Annotated in this window: 16 protein-coding genes; 7 read left to right on the plus strand and 9 right to left on the minus strand. The window is 63.5% G+C overall.

Annotated elements, in window-relative coordinates; all coding sequences use genetic code 11:
- The first annotated feature begins 107 nt into the window (after positions 1–107).
- Positions 108–1274 (plus strand): D-alanyl-D-alanine carboxypeptidase family protein, encoded by a 1167-nt coding sequence (locus tag RFM41_RS21445; RefSeq protein WP_320250823.1) that lies wholly within the window; start codon positions 108–110, stop codon positions 1272–1274.
- Between the two features lie 8 nt (positions 1275–1282).
- Complete coding sequence (locus tag RFM41_RS21450) at positions 1283–2386, plus strand: CobW family GTP-binding protein (RefSeq protein WP_320250825.1); 1104 nt, start codon at positions 1283–1285, stop codon at positions 2384–2386.
- Positions 2387–2465: 79 nt separating this feature from the next.
- Here RFM41_RS21450 and RFM41_RS21455 read toward each other — a convergent pair whose 3' ends face one another.
- The 5 genes from RFM41_RS21455 to RFM41_RS21475 form a co-directional block, all read right to left on the minus strand.
- Positions 2466–2696 (minus strand): sulfurtransferase TusA family protein, encoded by a 231-nt coding sequence (locus RFM41_RS21455; RefSeq protein WP_430691548.1) that lies wholly within the window; start codon positions 2694–2696, stop codon positions 2466–2468.
- A gap of 2 nt (positions 2697–2698) precedes the next feature.
- A complete protein-coding gene (locus tag RFM41_RS21460) occupies positions 2699–3994 on the minus strand; it encodes a L,D-transpeptidase family protein (RefSeq protein WP_320250828.1) in 1296 nt (431 codons plus the stop codon).
- Between the two features lie 213 nt (positions 3995–4207).
- On the minus strand, positions 4208–5158 hold the full coding sequence (locus RFM41_RS21465) for an acetyl-CoA carboxylase carboxyltransferase subunit alpha (RefSeq protein WP_320250830.1): 951 nt from the start codon (positions 5156–5158) through the stop codon (positions 4208–4210).
- A 102-nt stretch (positions 5159–5260) separates the two neighbouring features.
- Positions 5261–6175 carry a site-specific tyrosine recombinase XerD gene (locus tag RFM41_RS21470; RefSeq protein ID WP_320250832.1) on the minus strand — a complete coding sequence of 305 codons (915 nt, stop codon included), beginning with the start codon at positions 6173–6175 and terminating at the stop codon, positions 5261–5263.
- Positions 6172–6348 carry a histidine kinase gene (locus RFM41_RS21475; protein WP_320250834.1) on the minus strand — a complete coding sequence of 59 codons (177 nt, stop codon included), beginning with the start codon at positions 6346–6348 and terminating at the stop codon, positions 6172–6174. Before RFM41_RS21475 ends, RFM41_RS21470 begins: the two co-directional genes overlap by 4 nt.
- Before the next feature lie 290 nt (positions 6349–6638).
- On the opposite strand from RFM41_RS21475, the gene RFM41_RS21480 reads away from it, so the two are divergent.
- Genes RFM41_RS21480 through RFM41_RS21490 form a run of 3 tightly spaced genes read left to right on the plus strand, consistent with a single transcriptional unit; the run spans position 6639 to position 9279 of the window.
- Positions 6639–7268, plus strand: a complete 630-nt coding sequence (locus RFM41_RS21480) for a shikimate kinase (RefSeq protein ID WP_320250836.1) — start codon at positions 6639–6641, stop codon at positions 7266–7268.
- Entirely contained in the window at positions 7265–8386 is a 1122-nt protein-coding gene (aroB, locus tag RFM41_RS21485) for a 3-dehydroquinate synthase (protein WP_320250841.1), read from the plus strand. Before RFM41_RS21480 ends, aroB begins: the two co-directional genes overlap by 4 nt.
- On the plus strand, positions 8383–9279 hold the full coding sequence (locus RFM41_RS21490) for an HlyC/CorC family transporter (protein WP_320250843.1): 897 nt from the start codon (positions 8383–8385) through the stop codon (positions 9277–9279). Before aroB ends, RFM41_RS21490 begins: the two co-directional genes overlap by 4 nt.
- Before the next feature lie 46 nt (positions 9280–9325).
- On the opposite strand, the gene RFM41_RS21495 is transcribed toward RFM41_RS21490, so the two are convergent.
- From RFM41_RS21495 to RFM41_RS21505, 3 genes are read right to left on the minus strand one after another with little or no spacing between them, the layout of a single operon-like run.
- Positions 9326–10870 (minus strand): SpoVR family protein, encoded by a 1545-nt coding sequence (locus tag RFM41_RS21495; RefSeq protein WP_320250845.1) that lies wholly within the window; start codon positions 10868–10870, stop codon positions 9326–9328.
- 10 nt (positions 10871–10880) lie between these two features.
- Positions 10881–12191, minus strand: a complete 1311-nt coding sequence (locus RFM41_RS21500) for a YeaH/YhbH family protein (protein ID WP_320250847.1) — start codon at positions 12189–12191, stop codon at positions 10881–10883.
- A gap of 19 nt (positions 12192–12210) precedes the next feature.
- Positions 12211–14160 (minus strand): PrkA family serine protein kinase, encoded by a 1950-nt coding sequence (locus RFM41_RS21505; RefSeq protein ID WP_320250849.1) that lies wholly within the window; start codon positions 14158–14160, stop codon positions 12211–12213.
- Positions 14161–14455: 295 nt separating this feature from the next.
- Here RFM41_RS21505 and RFM41_RS21510 point away from each other — a divergent pair, with 295 nt between their 5' ends.
- Positions 14456–15262 carry an alpha/beta hydrolase gene (locus RFM41_RS21510; RefSeq protein WP_320250851.1) on the plus strand — a complete coding sequence of 269 codons (807 nt, stop codon included), beginning with the start codon at positions 14456–14458 and terminating at the stop codon, positions 15260–15262.
- Here RFM41_RS21510 and RFM41_RS21515 read toward each other — a convergent pair whose 3' ends face one another.
- A complete protein-coding gene (locus tag RFM41_RS21515) occupies positions 15263–15565 on the minus strand; it encodes a BolA family protein (RefSeq protein ID WP_320250852.1) in 303 nt (100 codons plus the stop codon).
- Between the two features lie 136 nt (positions 15566–15701).
- Here RFM41_RS21515 and RFM41_RS21520 point away from each other — a divergent pair, with 136 nt between their 5' ends.
- On the plus strand, positions 15702–16325 hold the full coding sequence (locus tag RFM41_RS21520; protein WP_320250854.1) for a J domain-containing protein: 624 nt from the start codon (positions 15702–15704) through the stop codon (positions 16323–16325).
- Positions 16326–16381: the final 56 nt, after the last annotated feature.

Raw genomic sequence — 16381 nt, forward strand, 5'->3', positions numbered from 1 at the left:
ACAATGCGGTCCGGGGTGAGGGTCGGCCCGCATTTATGCTGGTGATGGGTAACGAAATCTTACGGACCCAGCGGCGATCACGGCAAGAGGCGATTTCGGATTTGATCATGCGGCAGAGGCATTTCCTCAACCTATTGCTGGCAGGCGCGCTGGCGATTACGGCTTTTGCCGGCGCGGCTCGGGCCAATCCGGTCGTGCTTTTCGACCTCAAAAGCGGCTATGTGCTGGAGCATCAGGACGCGTTCAAGCGCTGGTATCCGGCCTCGCTCAGCAAGCTGATGACGGCCTATGTCACCTTCCGCGCGATCCAGGCCGGCGAGGTGGCGCTCGATTCGCCGATCAAGGTGACGAAACATTCGGCCGGCGAGCCGCCGAGCAAGATGGGCTTCAAGCCCGGCTCGGTGATGCGGCTCGACAACGCGCTGAAGATGATGCTGGTCAAGTCGGCCAACGACATCGCAATGGCTGTCGGCGAGAATATCGGCGGGTCGCAGGCCGCCTTCGCCGACCGCATGAACACCGAGGCGGCCCGGCTTGGCATGGTCGGTACGCATTTCGTCAACCCGAACGGGCTCTACTCGCCGGAACAATATACGACCGCGCGCGATCTTGCCGTGCTGGTGACGGCGTTGCGCAATGATTTTCCGCAATACGCCCCGTGGTTCTCGATCGAGGGCCTTGCCGTCGGCAAGAAGGCGATCCCGAACTACAATCTGCTGATTGGGCGCTATGCGGGCGCCGACGGCATGAAGACCGGTTTCGTCTGCTCGTCCGGCTTCAACATGATCGGCTCGGCGACGCGCAACGGGCGCACGCTGGTGGCGGTGGTGCTTGGCGAGAAATCGGCGATCAGCCGCGCCGAAGCGGCGGCAAAGCTCCTCGACCAGGGTTTCGACATGCCGGCCGCCACCTCGACCACCCTCGCTGCGCTCAAGCCTTATGGCGACACGCTGTCGCCCAACGACATACACGACGAGATCTGCAAGAAGAAGGAGCCCGAAGAGCAGTCCGAAGCGGCCCCCGAGGTTGCGGCCAAGGATAAGCCGAAATCGCCCTACCAGGTGAAGCTCGACCACCCGACGCTGGTGGCGGTCGGGCTCGGCGGCGCCACGGGGCCGGCGCCCAAGGCATTCGTCGACCAGGCCGATCAGAACTATGCCGATGTGCCGCTGCCGAGCTGGCGGCCCGACCGGCCGGCGCCGGCCGGCGCCGAGCCGGTAGCGACGGCCGCTGCCGGGGCGCAGGGCGACCGGCCCGTCAAAGCCGCCAACTAGCCACGCTCATGAGCAGCTTTCCCATTCCCGTTTCCGTGCTCACCGGTTTTCTCGGTGCCGGCAAGACGACGCTGCTCAACCGGCTGCTCAAGGATCCGGCGCTCGCCGACACGGCGGTGATCATCAACGAGTTCGGCGAGGTCGCGATCGACCATCTTCTGGTGGAGCAGGCTTCCGACGGCATCATCCAGCTTTCCGACGGCTGTCTCTGCTGCACGGTGCGCGGCGACCTGGTCGACACGCTTGCCGATCTCGTCGACCGGCTGCAGACCGGCCGTATCGCCAAACTGGCCCGCGTCGTCGTCGAGACAACGGGCCTGGCCGATCCGGCACCGGTGCTGCAGTCGATCATGGCGCATCCGGCGCTGGTGCAGGCCTTCCGGCTCGACGGCGTCATCACGCTGGTCGACGCCGTCAATGGCGAGGCGACGCTCGACACCCATGTCGAGGCGGTGAAGCAGGCGGCGGTGGCCGACCGCATCGTGCTGACCAAGACCGACCTTGCCGATGCGGCCGAGGTCGAGGCGTTGCGGGCAAGGCTGAAGCAGGTCAATCCGGGCGCCGTCGTGCTCGACGTAAACGAGGCCGGCACGGGCGCCGCGTCGCTGTTCAATTGCGGCCTCTATGATCCTGAGACCAAGTCCGCCGACGTGCGGCGCTGGCTTGGTGAAGAGGCGGCGCATGGTCACGACCATGATCATCACCATGACGGCGATCATGATCACCATCACGGGCATCGCCATGATACGCGCGTGCGCACGCACTCGCTCATCCATGACGGCCCGGTGCCGTTCTCGGCGATCGAGATGTTCCTCGATCTTCTGCGCTCGACGCATGGCGAGAAACTCCTGCGCATGAAGGGCGTCATCGAGCTTGCGGAGGATCCGTCGCGGCCGCTGGTCATCCATGGCGTGCAGAAGATCCTGCATCCGCCGGCGAGGCTGCCAGCCTGGCCCGACGGCCAGCGTGGCACAAGGCTGGTGCTGGTCACGCTCGACATGCCGCAGGACTATATCCGGCGGCTGTTCGCCGCCTTCACCAACAAGCCGTCGATCGACACGCCGGACCGGGCAGCGTTCGAAGCCAATCCGCTGGCAATTGCGGGGCTGTAAGCCGAAAGAGCAGTCTCGGGTCTAACGTTTTCACGCAATTCCGGACGGAAAACCGCGACGCACTTTTCCTGGAATTGCTCTAGCTGCCGCGCTCGACCAGGAAACGGTGGCCGCCGGAAACCGCCGCCGTCTCAATCAGCTGATGGCCGGCATCGGCGCAGAACGCCGGAATGTCGATCACGGCCAGCGGGTCGGTGGTCTCCAACCACAGACGGCTGCCCGGCCGCATCGCGGCCAGGCGCTTTCGCGCCTTCAGCACCGGCAATGGGCAATTCAGTCCCTTGAGATCGTATACGGCGGACTTGGCCAAGATTAGCCGCCGAACATGCCGAGCAGTTTCTTCTTCAGCTTCGACACCGTGCCCTCATCGGCGCTTGCCGCCTGGGCCTCAACCGCCGGCTGCGCGGGCGCTGCCTCGACGCCGGCGGTGACGACCGGCTGCTGCGCCGCCTGCTTGGCGGCTTCCTTCTCGGCCAGGGCCTGCGCCTTCGCCTGCTCCTTGGCGGCCTTGGCCGCCTCGATCGCGGCCAGGCGCTGCTCCTCGGCCTTGCGCTTGGCTTCCTTTTCCGCGTCGGCTGCCGCCATCTTGCGGCCGAGCGGGGAATCGATGCGGCCCATGCGGGTCGTTTCGGTCACCGAGCCGTCGGAATTCATCGACGGCGGATCGATCGGCACCCGCTCGCCGCGGGCGCGGCGCTTCGACCAATCGGAGACGATGCTGGCTTCCTTGATGCCGGCAATCGTCGGCTTGGGCGGCGGGGTGCTGGAGCTCACGGCCGAATTGAAGGCCGCGTCGTAGCTTTTCTCGTAATTGGTGTAGGCCACCTTCAGCGAATCCGGCTGCGTCGTCGCGGGGCAGGGGCCGGTCGGGTCGAAGGTGGTGCCTTCCGGCGCCACCTGGTTGAACACGTAGCGCTTCTCGCAGACGTCAACCTTCGGCGGCACCTTGGTGATCTCGAAATTGTCGTAGCCGACCTTCAGCATCTTCCAGAACTCGTAGTTCGGGTCGTTGCGGTAGCGCGCCATGTTGGCGGCGGTCATGCGGAAAGGGAAAGCCTGGATCTGGAACTCGGTCTGGCCGCCCTGGAAGGCGTCGCGGCCGAAGGCATAGATCTGCTCGATCTGGGCATCGGTCATCGAATAGCAGCCGGATGACGAGCAGGCGCCGTGAACCATCAGGTTCTGGCCGGTGCGGCCATTGGCGCGGTCATAGGCGTTGGGAAAGCCGATGTTGAACGACAGATGGTAATTCGAGCGCGGATTCATCTGCGAGGGACGGACCGTATAGAAGCCCTCCGGCGCCTGGCGGTCGCCCTCGGTGTATTTGGGACCGAGCTTTCCCGACCATTTGCAGATGTCGTATGTGGCGACGAGATCGTAGCGGCCATTGGTCTTGGCCTTCCAGATCTCCAGCTTGCCTTCTTCCTTGAAGATGCGCGCCATCACCGAGGAGGTGCGCACCATGCCCTTGGCCCTCATGTCGGCAAGGATCTTGTCCGGCAGCGGCTTGTTGGCCTCCGGCGCGAAATCCTTCATCGACGAATCATTGCAGCCGGCGACGCCGATGGCGGTAATCAGGACTCCGGTGCGGGCAAGCTTGGCAAACATCGATACGGCTACGTCTTTTCTCTCGGGCCAACGGCTTTCGGCATGGCCGGGCCCGCAGGCTGAACACCAGTGGACCGTAAGCCCGTTAACCTTGAAAATTCCTTACCGCAAGCTTCGACAAACCCCTCACGGCAATTTCCATTGAGCCGAATCCGGCGGCATTTTTGTGGCGAAATTGGTCATTGCCGCCACAGTTCACCGCCAGAGGCCCGATTAGAGGCTGCGGCCCATCGCCAGGTACTTCTCGCGGCGCTGCTCGCGGAAATCGGTGTTGGCGCCGGCAAAATCCTTCATCGTCCTGGCGATGAGGTCGCCGGTGGACGCAATCACTGTCTCCGGCGCACGCTGGGCGCCGCCGATCGGCTCGGGAATGATGGCGTCGATGATCTTCATCTCGAGAAGATCCTGCGCGGTGATCTTCATGTTGGTCGCCGCATCCTTGGAGCGGGTGGTGTCGCGCCACAGGATCGAGGCAGCGCCCTCGGGCGAGATCACCGAATAGATGGCGTGCTCCAGCATGTAGACGCGGTTGGCGGTGGCAATCGCGATGGCGCCGCCTGAGCCGCCTTCGCCGATGACCACCGAGATCGACGGCACCTTCAGCGAAAGGCAGGCCGAGGTCGAACGGGCGATCGCCTCGGCCTGGCCGCGCTCCTCGGCGCCGACGCCGGGATAGGCGCCGGCGGTGTCGACCAGTGTCAAAAGCGGGATCTTGAAACGGTCGGCCAGTTCCATCAGGCGCACCGCCTTGCGGTAGCCTTCGGGCCGCACCGAGCCGAAATTGTGCTTGATGCGGCTTGCCGTGTCGGAGCCCTTCTCCTGGCCGATGACCGCCACCGGCTCGCCGCGGAAGCGGGCGAAGCCGCCGACGATCGCCTGGTCGTCGCCGAAATTGCGGTCGCCGGCCAGCGGCGTGAAATCGGTAAACAGCGTCTTGATGTAGTCGACGCAATGTGGGCGGTCCGGATGGCGCGCGACCTGCACCTTCTGCCAGGGCGTGAGCGCCTTGTAGAGGTCGCGCAACGCGTCGCGCGAGCGCTTTTCCAGCCTGCTGATCTCTTCGGCGACATCGACCGCTTCGCCGTTCTCGGCAAGCTTCTTCAGCTCAAGGATCTTGAGCTCCAGATCCTGCACCGGCTTTTCGAAGTCGAGGTAGTTGTACATGCTTGAGCGGACCGATCCGTCGGGAAGGCAAAATGGCTGGCGGAACCGCTGAAATGCCGGCTCCGGGCGGTGGAACGTCGCCCTCACATAGCGATATGAGGCCTAGTCGGCAAGCGGATGATGATCGTTGACCAGCCGCACCAGCCGCTCCTCCAGCACATGGGTGTAGATCTGCGTGGTCGAGATGTCGGCATGGCCCAGGAGTTGCTGAACGGCCCTGAGATCGGCGCCGTTCTGCAGGAGATGGCTGGCAAAAGCATGGCGAAGCACATGCGGCGAGATTTTCGCTGCCGCGATGCCGGACCGCGCGGCCAAGCCTTTGAGATCGCGGGCGAAAACCTGCCTGGAGAGGTGGCCGCTGTCGGAGGAGGCAGGGAACAGGAACGGGCTCTCGGCAAAGGCCGGCCTTTCGGCCCTTGCGGCAAGCCAGGCGCGCATGGCGGCATGCGCCTTGGCCGACAGCGGCACCATGCGCTCCTTGTCACCCTTGCCGCGCACCATGAAGAAACGATCGTCGCGCAGCGCCACCGTCACCGGCAGTCCGACCAGCTCCGACACGCGCAAGCCCGTGGCGTAGAGCACCTCGACCAGCGCGTGCAGGCGCAACGCCGCCAACCGGTCGCCATCCGGCCCGGTTTCAGCGGCCTCCTGCGCCGCCCGGTCGAGCAGGCGGCCGGTCTCGGCCTCGCTCATCGTCTTCGGCAGCGGCCGGCCCTTGCGCGGGCTGTCCAGCGTGCCGGTCGGGTCGTCGCCGCGCAGGCCTTCGGCATAGAGGAATTTGAAGAACTGCCGGATCGCCGACAATTTGCGCGCCTGCGAGGTCGCCGCGAAGCCCCGCGCCGCGATGTCGTCGAGATAGGCACGGATGTCGGCCGATCCCGCGCCGGCAAGCCCGCCTTTGATCGCCTCGGAAGCGTCCTCCAGATCGCGGCGGTAGGACGAAAGCGTGTTTTCGGCCGCGCCCCGCTCGGCGCTCATCATTTCGAGGAAGGCTTCGATGCGGGCGGCGCTGTTCATCGGGCCGGAAGCAGTGCTTCGCCAGTTTTCTTGGGATTGAGCTTTTCGGCCGGAATACGGATGCTCATTTCCGCCTTTCTCGGCTCCACGAACATCGCCAGGGCGAACATCGCGCCATAGGCAATGCCTGCGAGAACCGCCAGCGTCACGACGAAGCGAAACAAAGTCGGCATTCAAATTTCGCCCGTCTTGTTGTTCTGCGTTTCCAAAGCCCTGTGCCCTTATGGGACGCCAATCCGGGCAATTCAAGGACGAAGGGTTTGGGTCGACAGAGGTTTTGCCGGAAAAGCTTCTAAGCAGGCATTCGCGGCAAGCCCACGAATGCTTGCTTAGGGATTGTAGTTTTTCGCAGGTTCTCTTCGCAAAACCGTGGGCCACTTTTGCGGAACCTGCTTAGGACGTTTGCCCGGCCGTGCTTGACGCAACCGGGCTTTTGATGTCGATACGGCGCAAAGAGGCCCCGATGAACGCTCTGCCACCAAATCCGACGGACGAAGGCCGCGCCGCGCTGATCGAAGCGCTCGGCAGCCGTTCGATCGTCTTCGTCGGGCTGATGGGAGCCGGCAAGACGGCGATCGGCCGCAAGGTGGCGACGATGCTTTCGCTGCCCTTCATGGACAGCGACCAGGAGATCGAAAGCGTCTCGCGCATGACGGTGCCGGAGCTGTTCGAACGCTATGGCGAGCCGGAATTCCGGGCGCTGGAGCAGCGCGTCATCCTGCGCCTGCTGGAGAACGGACCGCAGGTGCTGTCGACCGGCGGCGGCGCCTTCATGAACGCGCAGACGCGCGAGGCGATTTCCGCGCATGGCATATCGGTCTGGCTGAAGGCCGACCTGGACCTGTTGATGGAGCGCGTCTCCAAGAAGCAGAACCGGCCGCTGCTCAAGAATCCCGATCCGCGCGGCGTGCTGGAGAAATTGATGGGCGAGCGTTATCCGGTCTATGCAACGGCCGACCTGACCGTGCCGACGCGCGACGACCGCAAGGAGATCATCGCCGGCGAAGTCGTCGCGACGCTCTGCACCCATCTCGGCGTCGAGGCGATCGCGACGGGCGCTACAAGCGCCACAAGTGACGAGGTGCAGCCGTGAGCCATGCCGAGCCGGTGAAGGTCGAGGTCGGCCTCGGCGACCGCGCCTATGACATCCTCATCGGCTCGGGGCTGCTCGCGCGCTCCGGCGAAGAGATCGCGCGCCGGCTTCCCGGCACCCGTGCGGCCATCGTCACCGACGAGAACGTCGCCGCCGCGCATCTCGACACGCTGAAGGCGGGGCTACAGAAAGGCGGCATCCAGTCCGCCGTCATCACATTGCCGGCGGGCGAGAAGACCAAGAGCTTCGCTCATCTCGAGGAGGTGGTCGACGGCGTGCTCGCGGCAAAGCTCGAACGCCGCGACGTGGTGATCGCGCTTGGTGGCGGCGTCATCGGCGATCTTGCAGGCTTTGCTTCCGGCATCGTGCGGCGCGGCATGAATTTCGTGCAGATCCCGACCTCGCTCCTGGCGCAGGTCGACTCCTCCGTCGGCGGCAAGACCGGCATCAACAGCGCGCGCGGCAAGAACCTTGTCGGCGTCTTCCACCAGCCCCGGCTGGTGCTCGCCGACACCCAGGTGCTCGATACGCTGCCGATCCGCGAGTTCCGCGCCGGCTATGCCGAGCTTGCCAAATACGGGCTGATCGACCGCCCGGCCTTCTTCGCCTGGCTGGAACAGAACTGGGGGCAAGTCTTTGCCGGCGGTGCGGCGCGGGTCGAGGCGATCGCCGAGGCTTGCCGCGCCAAGGCCGATGTCGTCGCCCGTGACGAGTTCGAGACCGGCGACCGCGCGCTGCTCAATCTCGGTCACACATTCGGCCACGCGCTGGAAGCCGCCACGCAATATGACGGCGCGCGCCTCGTCCATGGTGAGGGTGTGGCCATCGGCATGGCGCTGGCGCACCGCTTCTCGGCGCGGCTCAACCTGGCGAGCCCGGACGATGCGGACCGGGTCGAAGCACATCTGCGCGCCGTCGGCCTGCCGTGGCGGATGGCCGATATTCCGGGCGACCTGCCGGACGCCGAGGCGCTGCTCGGCTTCATCACCCAGGACAAGAAGGTGTCGCGCGGCGCGCTGACCTTCATCCTGACGCGCGGCATCGGCCAGTCGTTCATCGCCAAGGACGTGCCGCCCTCTGAGGTGCTGGCTTTCCTCAAGGTGAGCCATCCCAGATGACTGGCACCGGCTGGATCGTCGCCGCCGTCCTTGCCGCCATCGTGCTTTTGGCGCTTCTCTTCCGCGCCCGGTTGCTTGCCGCTTTCGGCTATGCGCTGCGGCCGCTCGAGCCGCAGCAGCGGTCCGAGCGCAACGGCAAGGATGAAGACGGCGACGAACCCCGCCGCGAGGGCGGGGCCGCCGGTGAGGAGCGCAACCGGCTCGAGGGACTCTTCGACCTTGATGAGCTCGAAGTGTCGGACGTCATGGTCCACCGCACCAATATGCGCTCGGTCAATGCCGACAATGCACCCGAAGCGGTCGTGCGCGAGATCCTGCAGAGCCCGCACACCCGAATGCCGCTGTGGAAGGGCTCGCTCGACAACATCGTCGGCGTCCTGCACGCGAAGGATCTGCTGAGAGCCCTCAACGAGGTCGGCAACGACTTTTCGCGGATCGACGTCATGAAGATCGCGGCCAAGCCCTGGTTCGTGCCGGACACCACCACCCTGCAGGAACAGCTCAACGCCTTCCTGCGACGCAAGGCGCATTTCGCCATCGTCGTCGACGAGTATGGCGAGGTCGAAGGACTGGTGACGCTGGAAGACATCATCGAGGAGATCGTCGGCGAGATCGCCGACGAGCACGATGTCGACATGCAGGGCGTGAAGAAGGAAGCCGACGGTTCGGTCGTCGTCGACGGCACGGTGCCGATCCGCGACCTGAACCGCGCGCTCGACTGGGACCTGCCCGACGAGGAGGCGACGACGATCGCCGGTCTCGTCATCCATGAGACGCAGTCGATCCCGGAGGAGAAGCAGGCTTTCACCTTCCACGGCAAGCGTTTCGTGGTGATGAAGCGCGACAAGAACCGCATCGCGAGGTTGAGGATCAGACCCGCCGGCGAGGGATAGGCATATCGGTGCCCCGGCCGGTCCACACCGCAGCTTCGCTTTGCCTTCAAAGCTCCTTGGTCCAGCGCTCGCTGACCAGCGCGCCGGTTCCGCCGTCGATCGCGGCCAGGCTGACGTCGTAGCCCCAGAGGTTGCGGATATGGCGCAGGGTCGCGTCGCGGCTTTCACCCTCGAGCATCACGCCGTCCTTCACCGTGTGCTGGAGCCGCAGGTGCCGGTCGCCCAGGAGGTCGACGTCGACCACCTGGATGTCGGGGCGACTTGCCCCGATATCGTAGCTTTGCGCCAACGCCGACCGTATCTTGGCATAGCCACGCTCATTGTGGATCGAGGCAACTTCGTAATGCGGCTCGTCGGCGCCGTCGGCCAGCACGAACAGACGCCATTTGCGGATCAGCGTCGGGCTCAGATACTGGCGGATGAAGGATTCGTCGCGGTGGTTGGCCCAGGCGTCGAGCAGGGTGTCGCGCCAGTCGCCGCGGCCGGCGATGTCGGGAAACCAGTCGCGGTCCTCGGCGGTCGGCGCGGTCGAGATGCGCTGGATGTCCTGCATCATGTCGAGACCGAGCGCATAGGGATTGATGCCGGAAAACCGAGGGTCGTCATAGACCGGCTGAAAGACCACATTCGAGTGGTTGCGCAAGATCTCGAGCATGGCACCTTCACTGATGCGGCCACGATCGAACAGCGTGTTCATGAGCGTGTAATGGACGAAGGTGGCGCAGCCCTCGTTCATCACCTGGGTTTGCCGCTGCGGGTAGAAATATTGCGCGATGACACGCACGATCCTGACGATCTCGCGCTGCCAGGGCTCAAGGACGAGGCTGTTCTTCTCCAGGAAATAGAGCAGGTTCTCCTCCGGCAGATTGAGCGATTTCTTCCGCTCGACCAGGTTGTCGTCCCCTGTTTCCGGCTTGCTCTTTCCCTGCGAGGGCGGCAGCGTTCGCCATAGATCGTTGAAGGAGCGCTCCTCATATTCGAGGCGCTCGCGCAGCCCTTCGCGCTGTTGTTCCGATGACAGTTTCGGCGGCCGATGGTAGCGGAATACGCCCTGCTCCATCAGCGCGTGGGCCGAATCCAGGATCGCCTCGACCGCGGCCAGGCCATGCCTTTCCTCGCATCGGGCGATGTAGCTCTTGGCAAAATCCAGATAGCTCAAAATGCCGCCGGCGTCGGTCCATTGCCGGAAGAGATGGTTGTTCTTGAAGAAATGGTTGTGCCCAAGCGCGGCATGGGCGGTCACCAGGGCCTGCAGGGCCATGGTGTTCTCTTCCATGAGATAGACGATGCAGGGATTGGAATTGATGACCAGCTCGTAGGCCAGGCCGCGCGCGCCCTTGCGGTAGAGAAGCTCGTCATAGAGGAAACGCTTGCCGAACGACCAATGCCGGTACATCAGCGGCATGCCGACCGAGGAATAGGCGTCGAGCATCTGCTCGGAAGAGATGACCTCCATCTGCACCGGATAGATGTCGAGGCGAAGCTCTTCGAGGCCGATCGCCTCGATCTCGTCATAGACCCGGGACAGTTTCTTGAAATCCCAGTCCGACCCGGAAAACAGCAGTTCGGATTTGCGCGCCTGGCTGACCATGTCGAAGCCCTCAAGCGCTCTTGCGCAGATCAGGCTGCCTGGCAAAGAGCTGTCGGAAGACCGGGTATATGTCGGCCGGCGCGGCGATGCGCCTCATCTGGAAGTTCGGCCATTTCCCGTCGACGGCGTTGTAGGCGCGCCAGAGCGACGTCCCGTTCTCGGTCGAGCCGAAAATATGGCTTTCCCGCTCGTCGATGATCTCCACATAGGCGAAATACTGGCAAAGCCGCATGAGCTTGCGGTCGAGCAGCTCTATGCAGCGCTCGGAGTCGGTGGCGAAGTTGTCGCCGTCGGAGGCTTGGGCGGCGTAGATGTTCCATTCGGCGACCGGATAGCGTTCTTCGATGATGCGGTGCATTTCCTCGAGCGCGGTGGAGACGACGGTGCCGCCGCTTTCGGTGTGGTAGAAGAATGTATGCTCGTCCACCTCCTTGGCTTCATGGGTATGGCGGATGAAGACGACCTCGATGCGTTCATAGCGACGCGTCAGGAAGAGATGCAGCAGCACAAAGAAGCGTTTGGCCAGATCCTTCTCGCGTTCTCCCATCGAGCCGGAGACGTCCATCAGGCAGAACATGACCGCGTTCGCATTGGGCACCGGCTGAGGATCGAAGCGATTGAAGCGGATATCGACCGGGTCGACATAGGCAATGCGCCTGCGCCGGCGCTCAAGCCGCTCGAACTCTTCGCGCAGGGCCGCGATCCGTTCGCGCACCGCCGCGCTTGCCGGCTTCGCTTCCAGCTCGGCAATCTGCCGGGCGATCGCGTCAAGCTCCGCTTGTTTGGGGCGTCTCAGCGCGATGCGCCGCCCATGGCTGTTGCGCATCGTGCGTCCGACATTGATGTTGGTCGGCGCTCCGCTTGCCGTGAAACCGGCCCGTTTCGGCTTGAAGCTCAGTATCTGCTTGAGGTTGAGCTTGACCAGATCGGGCAGTTCGAGATCCTCGAAGAAGAGGTCGAGCACTTCCTCGCGCGACAGCACGAAACGGAAGTCGTCTTCGGACTCTGCGGTCCCAGGGGCCGATCCGTAGCCTTCGCCGCCGCCCGGCTTGGCGATAAGATCACCCGAGCTGAATGTCCTGTTGCCGGGCAGGATGTGCTGGCGCCGCCCGGTTGCCCTGTCGTCGCCGAAGGTCGGCTCGCCGGTGCCTTTGCGAGGCATCGGCACGGCATGCTCGCGGTCGACCTCGGCGATCCCACCGGTGCGGACCTGGTCGCGGATGCTGCGCTTGAGATCTTCGCGGGCGCGCCTGAGGAAGCGCTGGCGATTGCCCAGGCTCTTGTCCTTCGGGTTCAGGCGGCGGTCGATGAAGATCGGCATGGAACCGTCCCGGCTTTGTTCAGCCCGCCTTGTTCACGCGCATATACCAGTCGACCAGCCGTCGCACCTGCCGCTGGGTATAGCCGCGCTCCACCATGCGCTGCACGAATTCGTTGTGCCGCTTCTCGGTGACGCTGTCCTGCTTGGAGCCGAAGCTGATCACCGGCAACAGGTCCTCGACCTGGCCGAACATGCGCTTCTCAATGACCTCGCGAAGCTTTTCATAGCTCGTCCAGGAGGGGTTGCGGCCATGGTTGCGCGCCCGCGCGCGCAAGGTGAACTTGACCACTTCGTTGCGGAAGTCCTTGGGATTGGCGATCCCGGCGGGTTTCTCGACCTGCGACAATTCCTTGTCCAGCACCTCGCGGTTGAGGATCTGGCCGGTGTCGGGGTCCTTGTAGTCCTGATCCTCGATCCAGGCATCGGCGTAGGCGATGTAGCGGTCGAAGAGGTTCTGGCCGTATTCGCTGTAGGATTCCAGATAGGCCTTCTGGATCTCGTGGCCGATGAATTCGGCATAGCGGGTGGCCAGTTCCGACTTGATGAACTCCAGGTAGGCGGCTTCCGTTTCCTTCGGGAATTGCTCGCGCTTGATCGCCTCCTCGAGGATATACATCAAGTGCACCGGGTCGGCGGCGACCTCCTTGGTGTCGTAGTTGAAGGTCTGCGACAGGATCTTGAAGGCGAAGCGGGTGCTGACCCCGGTCATGCCTTCGTCGACACCGGCGGCGTCGCGGTATTCCTGGACCGACTTCGCCTTCGGATCGACCTCCTTGAGGTTCTCGCCGTCATAGGCGCGCATCTTGGTGTAGAGCGGCGAATTGTCATGCTCGGCAAGACGGGTCGAGACGGTGAAGCGGCTGAGGATATCCAGAACCTCGGGCGCGCAGGGGCTGTTCGCCAACTCGCTCTCGCGCAGCAGCTTCTCGTAGATATGCCGTTCCTCGGTGATGCGCAGGCAATAGGGAACCTTGACCACGAGGATGCGGTCGAGGAAGGCCTCGTTGTTCTTGTTGTTCTTGAACTGCTGCCATTCCGACTCGTTGGAATGGGCGACGACGATGCCCTGATAGGGGAAGGCGCCGAAATTCTCGGTGCCGTTGTAGCTGCCTTCCTGGGTCGCGGTCAGCAACGGATGCAGCACCTTGATGGGCGCCTTGAACATCTCGACGAATTCCAGCAACCCTTGAGTCGTCCGGTTGAGGCCGCCGCTGTAGGAATAGGCGTCCGGATCGGACTGGCTGAAATGCTCCAGCTGCCTGATGTCGACCTTGCCGACCAGGGCCGAGACGTCCTGATTGTTCTCGTCGCCGGGCTCGGTCTTAGCGATGGCGATCTGACGCAGCCGCGACGGCGACAGCTTGACCACGCTGAATTTGGAGATGTCGCCGGACAGCTCGTCGAGGCGCTTGGCCGCCCAGGGCGAGATCAGCCCGTTCAGGCGGCGGCGGGCGATGCCGTATTTGTCTTCCAGCAGATCGCCCATGCGATCAGGATGGAAAAGGCCGAGCGGCGATTCGAAGATCGGGCTGATCTGATTGCCGACCTTGAGCGTGTAGATCGGCCGCTCTTCCATCAGTTTCTTCAGCCGTTCGGCGAGCGAGGACTTGCCGCCGCCGACCGGTCCGAGAAGATAGAGGATCTGCTTGCGCTCCTCGAGGCCTTGCGAGGCATAGCGGAAATATCCGGCGATGCGCTCGATCGTATCCTCCATTCCGTAGAAGTCGGAGAAGGAGGGATAGATCTTGATGGTGCGGTTGGAGAAGATGCGGCCGAGCCGCTCGTCCTTGCTGGTGTCGACCAGGTTCGGCTCGCCGATCGCCTCGACCATGCGTTCCGGCGCTGAGGCGTACATGGATTTGTCCTCGCGGCAGGCCAGCAGATATTGCTGGAGGCTGATCTCTTCCTGGGCCGCGTTGGAATAAATCTCCGAAAACAGATCGAAGACGTCGGATTGGTTCTCGCGCATGATGCTTTGCCTCGGAGCCGATAGGCTGCCAATCGGCTCATCGCTTCATCAACCGCCGGAAAGCATTGTGGTTCCCTTCACATGAAGGGAGAGCGCACTTTGCACTCCGGCATTGGCCCCTCGGGAACACCCCGATTCGGCCGCAAATGCTCGCCTATGAACATACGTGGTGATTGCCAGCGGACGGTCAAGGAGTGGATTTGTTTTCGCACCGAAAGTTGTCATTTTTGGTCCGTAAATGAGGCGCGTGGCGAACATCCATGCCCGCCGCGGCGCAACCTGGCCGGAGATGGCGATGATCGATCGACGCAGCTTCATCTTGGCATCGCTGGCGGCGCTGCTGCCGGCGGGTGCGTCAGCCGCCGGGCGTCCGGTCCAGCCGGAACCGCAAACCCGCGATTACGGTCCGGCCAAGCTCGACATCTATGCCGCGGGCGGCGCGGACAACCTGCCCGTGGTCTTCTTCGTCCATGGCGGCGCCTGGCGGTTCGGCAAACGCAGCCAGGTCGGCGCCAAGCCGGGTTTCCTGCTCGCCAACGGATTCGTCTTCGTCTCGATCGATTACCGCATGTTGCCGCAAGCCGATGTCGCGACCCAGGCCAGCGACGTCGAGAAGGCTTATGCCTATGTGCGCGCCAACATCGCCCGGCATGGCGGCGACCCAAACCGCGTCATCGGCATGGGCCATTCGGCCGGCTGCCATCTGGTTGCGCTGACCGGCATGCGAGGAAGCTTGCCTGGCGTCGACGGGCTTATCCTCGACGACACCCGGGCCTATGATCTCGCCGCGCTTTCCAGAAATGGCGGCATGGTCCGCGCCTATGCGCGTGCGTTCTCCGACCCGGCACAGTGGGCGGCGCTGTCGCCGGCGAGCTATGTCGACGGCAGGAAACATCCGCCGACCTTCATTGCCTATTCGCGCGCGCCCGGGCGAGACGAAGAGTCGCAAGCTTTCGCAAAACGCCTGCGCGCCACAGGCACCAAGGTCACGCTGTTCGACGGCAGCGCCTATACGCACATGTCGATCAATGGTGATTTCGGCAAGGACGGCGACGCCTTCACCGCCGCGGCGCTGGCATTTCTCAAGGCGAGTGTCGGCTGACTACCAGCGCGTCTTCTCGCCCGGTGCCGCCGGCTCGATCGCCAGCGCATGCACGCCGGCTTTCAATTCGTCGGCAAGCAGTTCATTGACGGCGCGATGGCGCTCGACGCGGCCCATGCCGGCAAAGGTCGGCGAAACTATGCGAACGCGGAAATGCGTCTCGCCGGTGCCGTCGAAATGGGCCTCGTGGCCGTGCTCGACATGGTGATGGCCGGCGTGAAGGTGGCTTTCATTGATGACGGCGAGCCTTTCGGGCGAAAATGCCGCTTTCAGCTTGTTTTCCATCGTCGACTGTATGGACATCCTGGTTTCCCTTCACCACATCTACGGCACAGCCGCAAAATCTATCTTTTTGACCGCTTTTAAGGCGCGATTCAGCGGTTAGGGCGATCATCGGCGAAATGTCAATTCTTGTTTCGCACGTGCGAACAGCCCATAAATGGGGGAGATGAAAGCGTATCCCAAATATTTCGAAAAAATTCGAATCCGGCCGGAAAAGGACGCGGAGCTGAAGTCGCGCGCGCCGATCTGCCAGTGGGACGGCTGCAACGAGGCCGGCACGCATCGCGCGCCCGTCGGACGCCTCAAGGAAGGCGAGTATTTCCGCTTCTGCTTCGAGCATGTGCGCGAATACAACAAGGGCTTCAACTACTTCTCCGGCGTGTCGGACAGCGAGATCGCCCGCTTCCAGAAAGAGGCGCTAACCGGCCACAGGCCGACCTGGCGCATGGGCGCCAATGGCGGCGGAACGCGCTCGGCGCCGGATTTCGCGCAGCAGCGTTCGGGGCGCGCCGGCTACTACAACCGCATGCGCGACCCCTTCAACCTGTTCGGCGCCGGAGCGCGCGAGCCGCGCGAGCGCAAGGCAAAGCCGCTTGAGGCCAAGGCGCTGGAAACGCTTGGCCTTGACACAAAGGCGACTGGCCAGGACATCAAGGCGCGTTATAAGGAACTCGTTAAGCGCCACCATCCGGATGCGAATGGCGGCGACAGAGGTTCGGAAGACCGGTTTCGCGATGTGCTCCAGGCCTATCGCGTGCTCAAGCAGGCAGGATTGTGCTGAGCGGCCCTACGGTTCGTGTCGTTTTCCAACTTTCATAAGGTTGGAAAAGGCTCTAA

Source organism: Mesorhizobium vachelliae, assembly GCF_033977325.1.
In the GTDB taxonomy this organism is placed as follows: Bacteria; Pseudomonadota; Alphaproteobacteria; order Rhizobiales; family Rhizobiaceae; genus Mesorhizobium; species Mesorhizobium vachelliae.

Bases quoted from the DNA above. Each gene is read 5' to 3' on its own strand.
- RFM41_RS21445 (WP_320250823.1), top strand. From the start codon at position 108: ATGCGGCAGAGGCATTTCCTCAACCTATTGCTGGCAGGCGCGCTGGCG.
- RFM41_RS21450 (WP_320250825.1), top strand. From the start codon at position 1,283: ATGAGCAGCTTTCCCATTCCCGTTTCCGTGCTCACCGGTTTTCTCGGT.
- RFM41_RS21460 (WP_320250828.1), bottom strand. From the start codon at position 3,994: ATGTTTGCCAAGCTTGCCCGCACCGGAGTCCTGATTACCGCCATCGGC.
- RFM41_RS21465 (WP_320250830.1), bottom strand. From the start codon at position 5,158: ATGTACAACTACCTCGACTTCGAAAAGCCGGTGCAGGATCTGGAGCTC.
- RFM41_RS21470 (WP_320250832.1), bottom strand. From the start codon at position 6,175: ATGAACAGCGCCGCCCGCATCGAAGCCTTCCTCGAAATGATGAGCGCC.
- RFM41_RS21475 (WP_320250834.1), bottom strand. From the start codon at position 6,348: ATGCCGACTTTGTTTCGCTTCGTCGTGACGCTGGCGGTTCTCGCAGGC.
- RFM41_RS21480 (WP_320250836.1), top strand. From the start codon at position 6,639: ATGAACGCTCTGCCACCAAATCCGACGGACGAAGGCCGCGCCGCGCTG.
- RFM41_RS21490 (WP_320250843.1), top strand. From the start codon at position 8,383: ATGACTGGCACCGGCTGGATCGTCGCCGCCGTCCTTGCCGCCATCGTG.
- RFM41_RS21495 (WP_320250845.1), bottom strand. From the start codon at position 10,870: ATGGTCAGCCAGGCGCGCAAATCCGAACTGCTGTTTTCCGGGTCGGAC.
- RFM41_RS21500 (WP_320250847.1), bottom strand. From the start codon at position 12,191: ATGCCGATCTTCATCGACCGCCGCCTGAACCCGAAGGACAAGAGCCTG.
- RFM41_RS21505 (WP_320250849.1), bottom strand. From the start codon at position 14,160: ATGCGCGAGAACCAATCCGACGTCTTCGATCTGTTTTCGGAGATTTAT.
- RFM41_RS21510 (WP_320250851.1), top strand. From the start codon at position 14,456: ATGATCGATCGACGCAGCTTCATCTTGGCATCGCTGGCGGCGCTGCTG.
- RFM41_RS21515 (WP_320250852.1), bottom strand. From the start codon at position 15,565: ATGTCCATACAGTCGACGATGGAAAACAAGCTGAAAGCGGCATTTTCG.
- RFM41_RS21520 (WP_320250854.1), top strand. From the start codon at position 15,702: ATGGGGGAGATGAAAGCGTATCCCAAATATTTCGAAAAAATTCGAATC.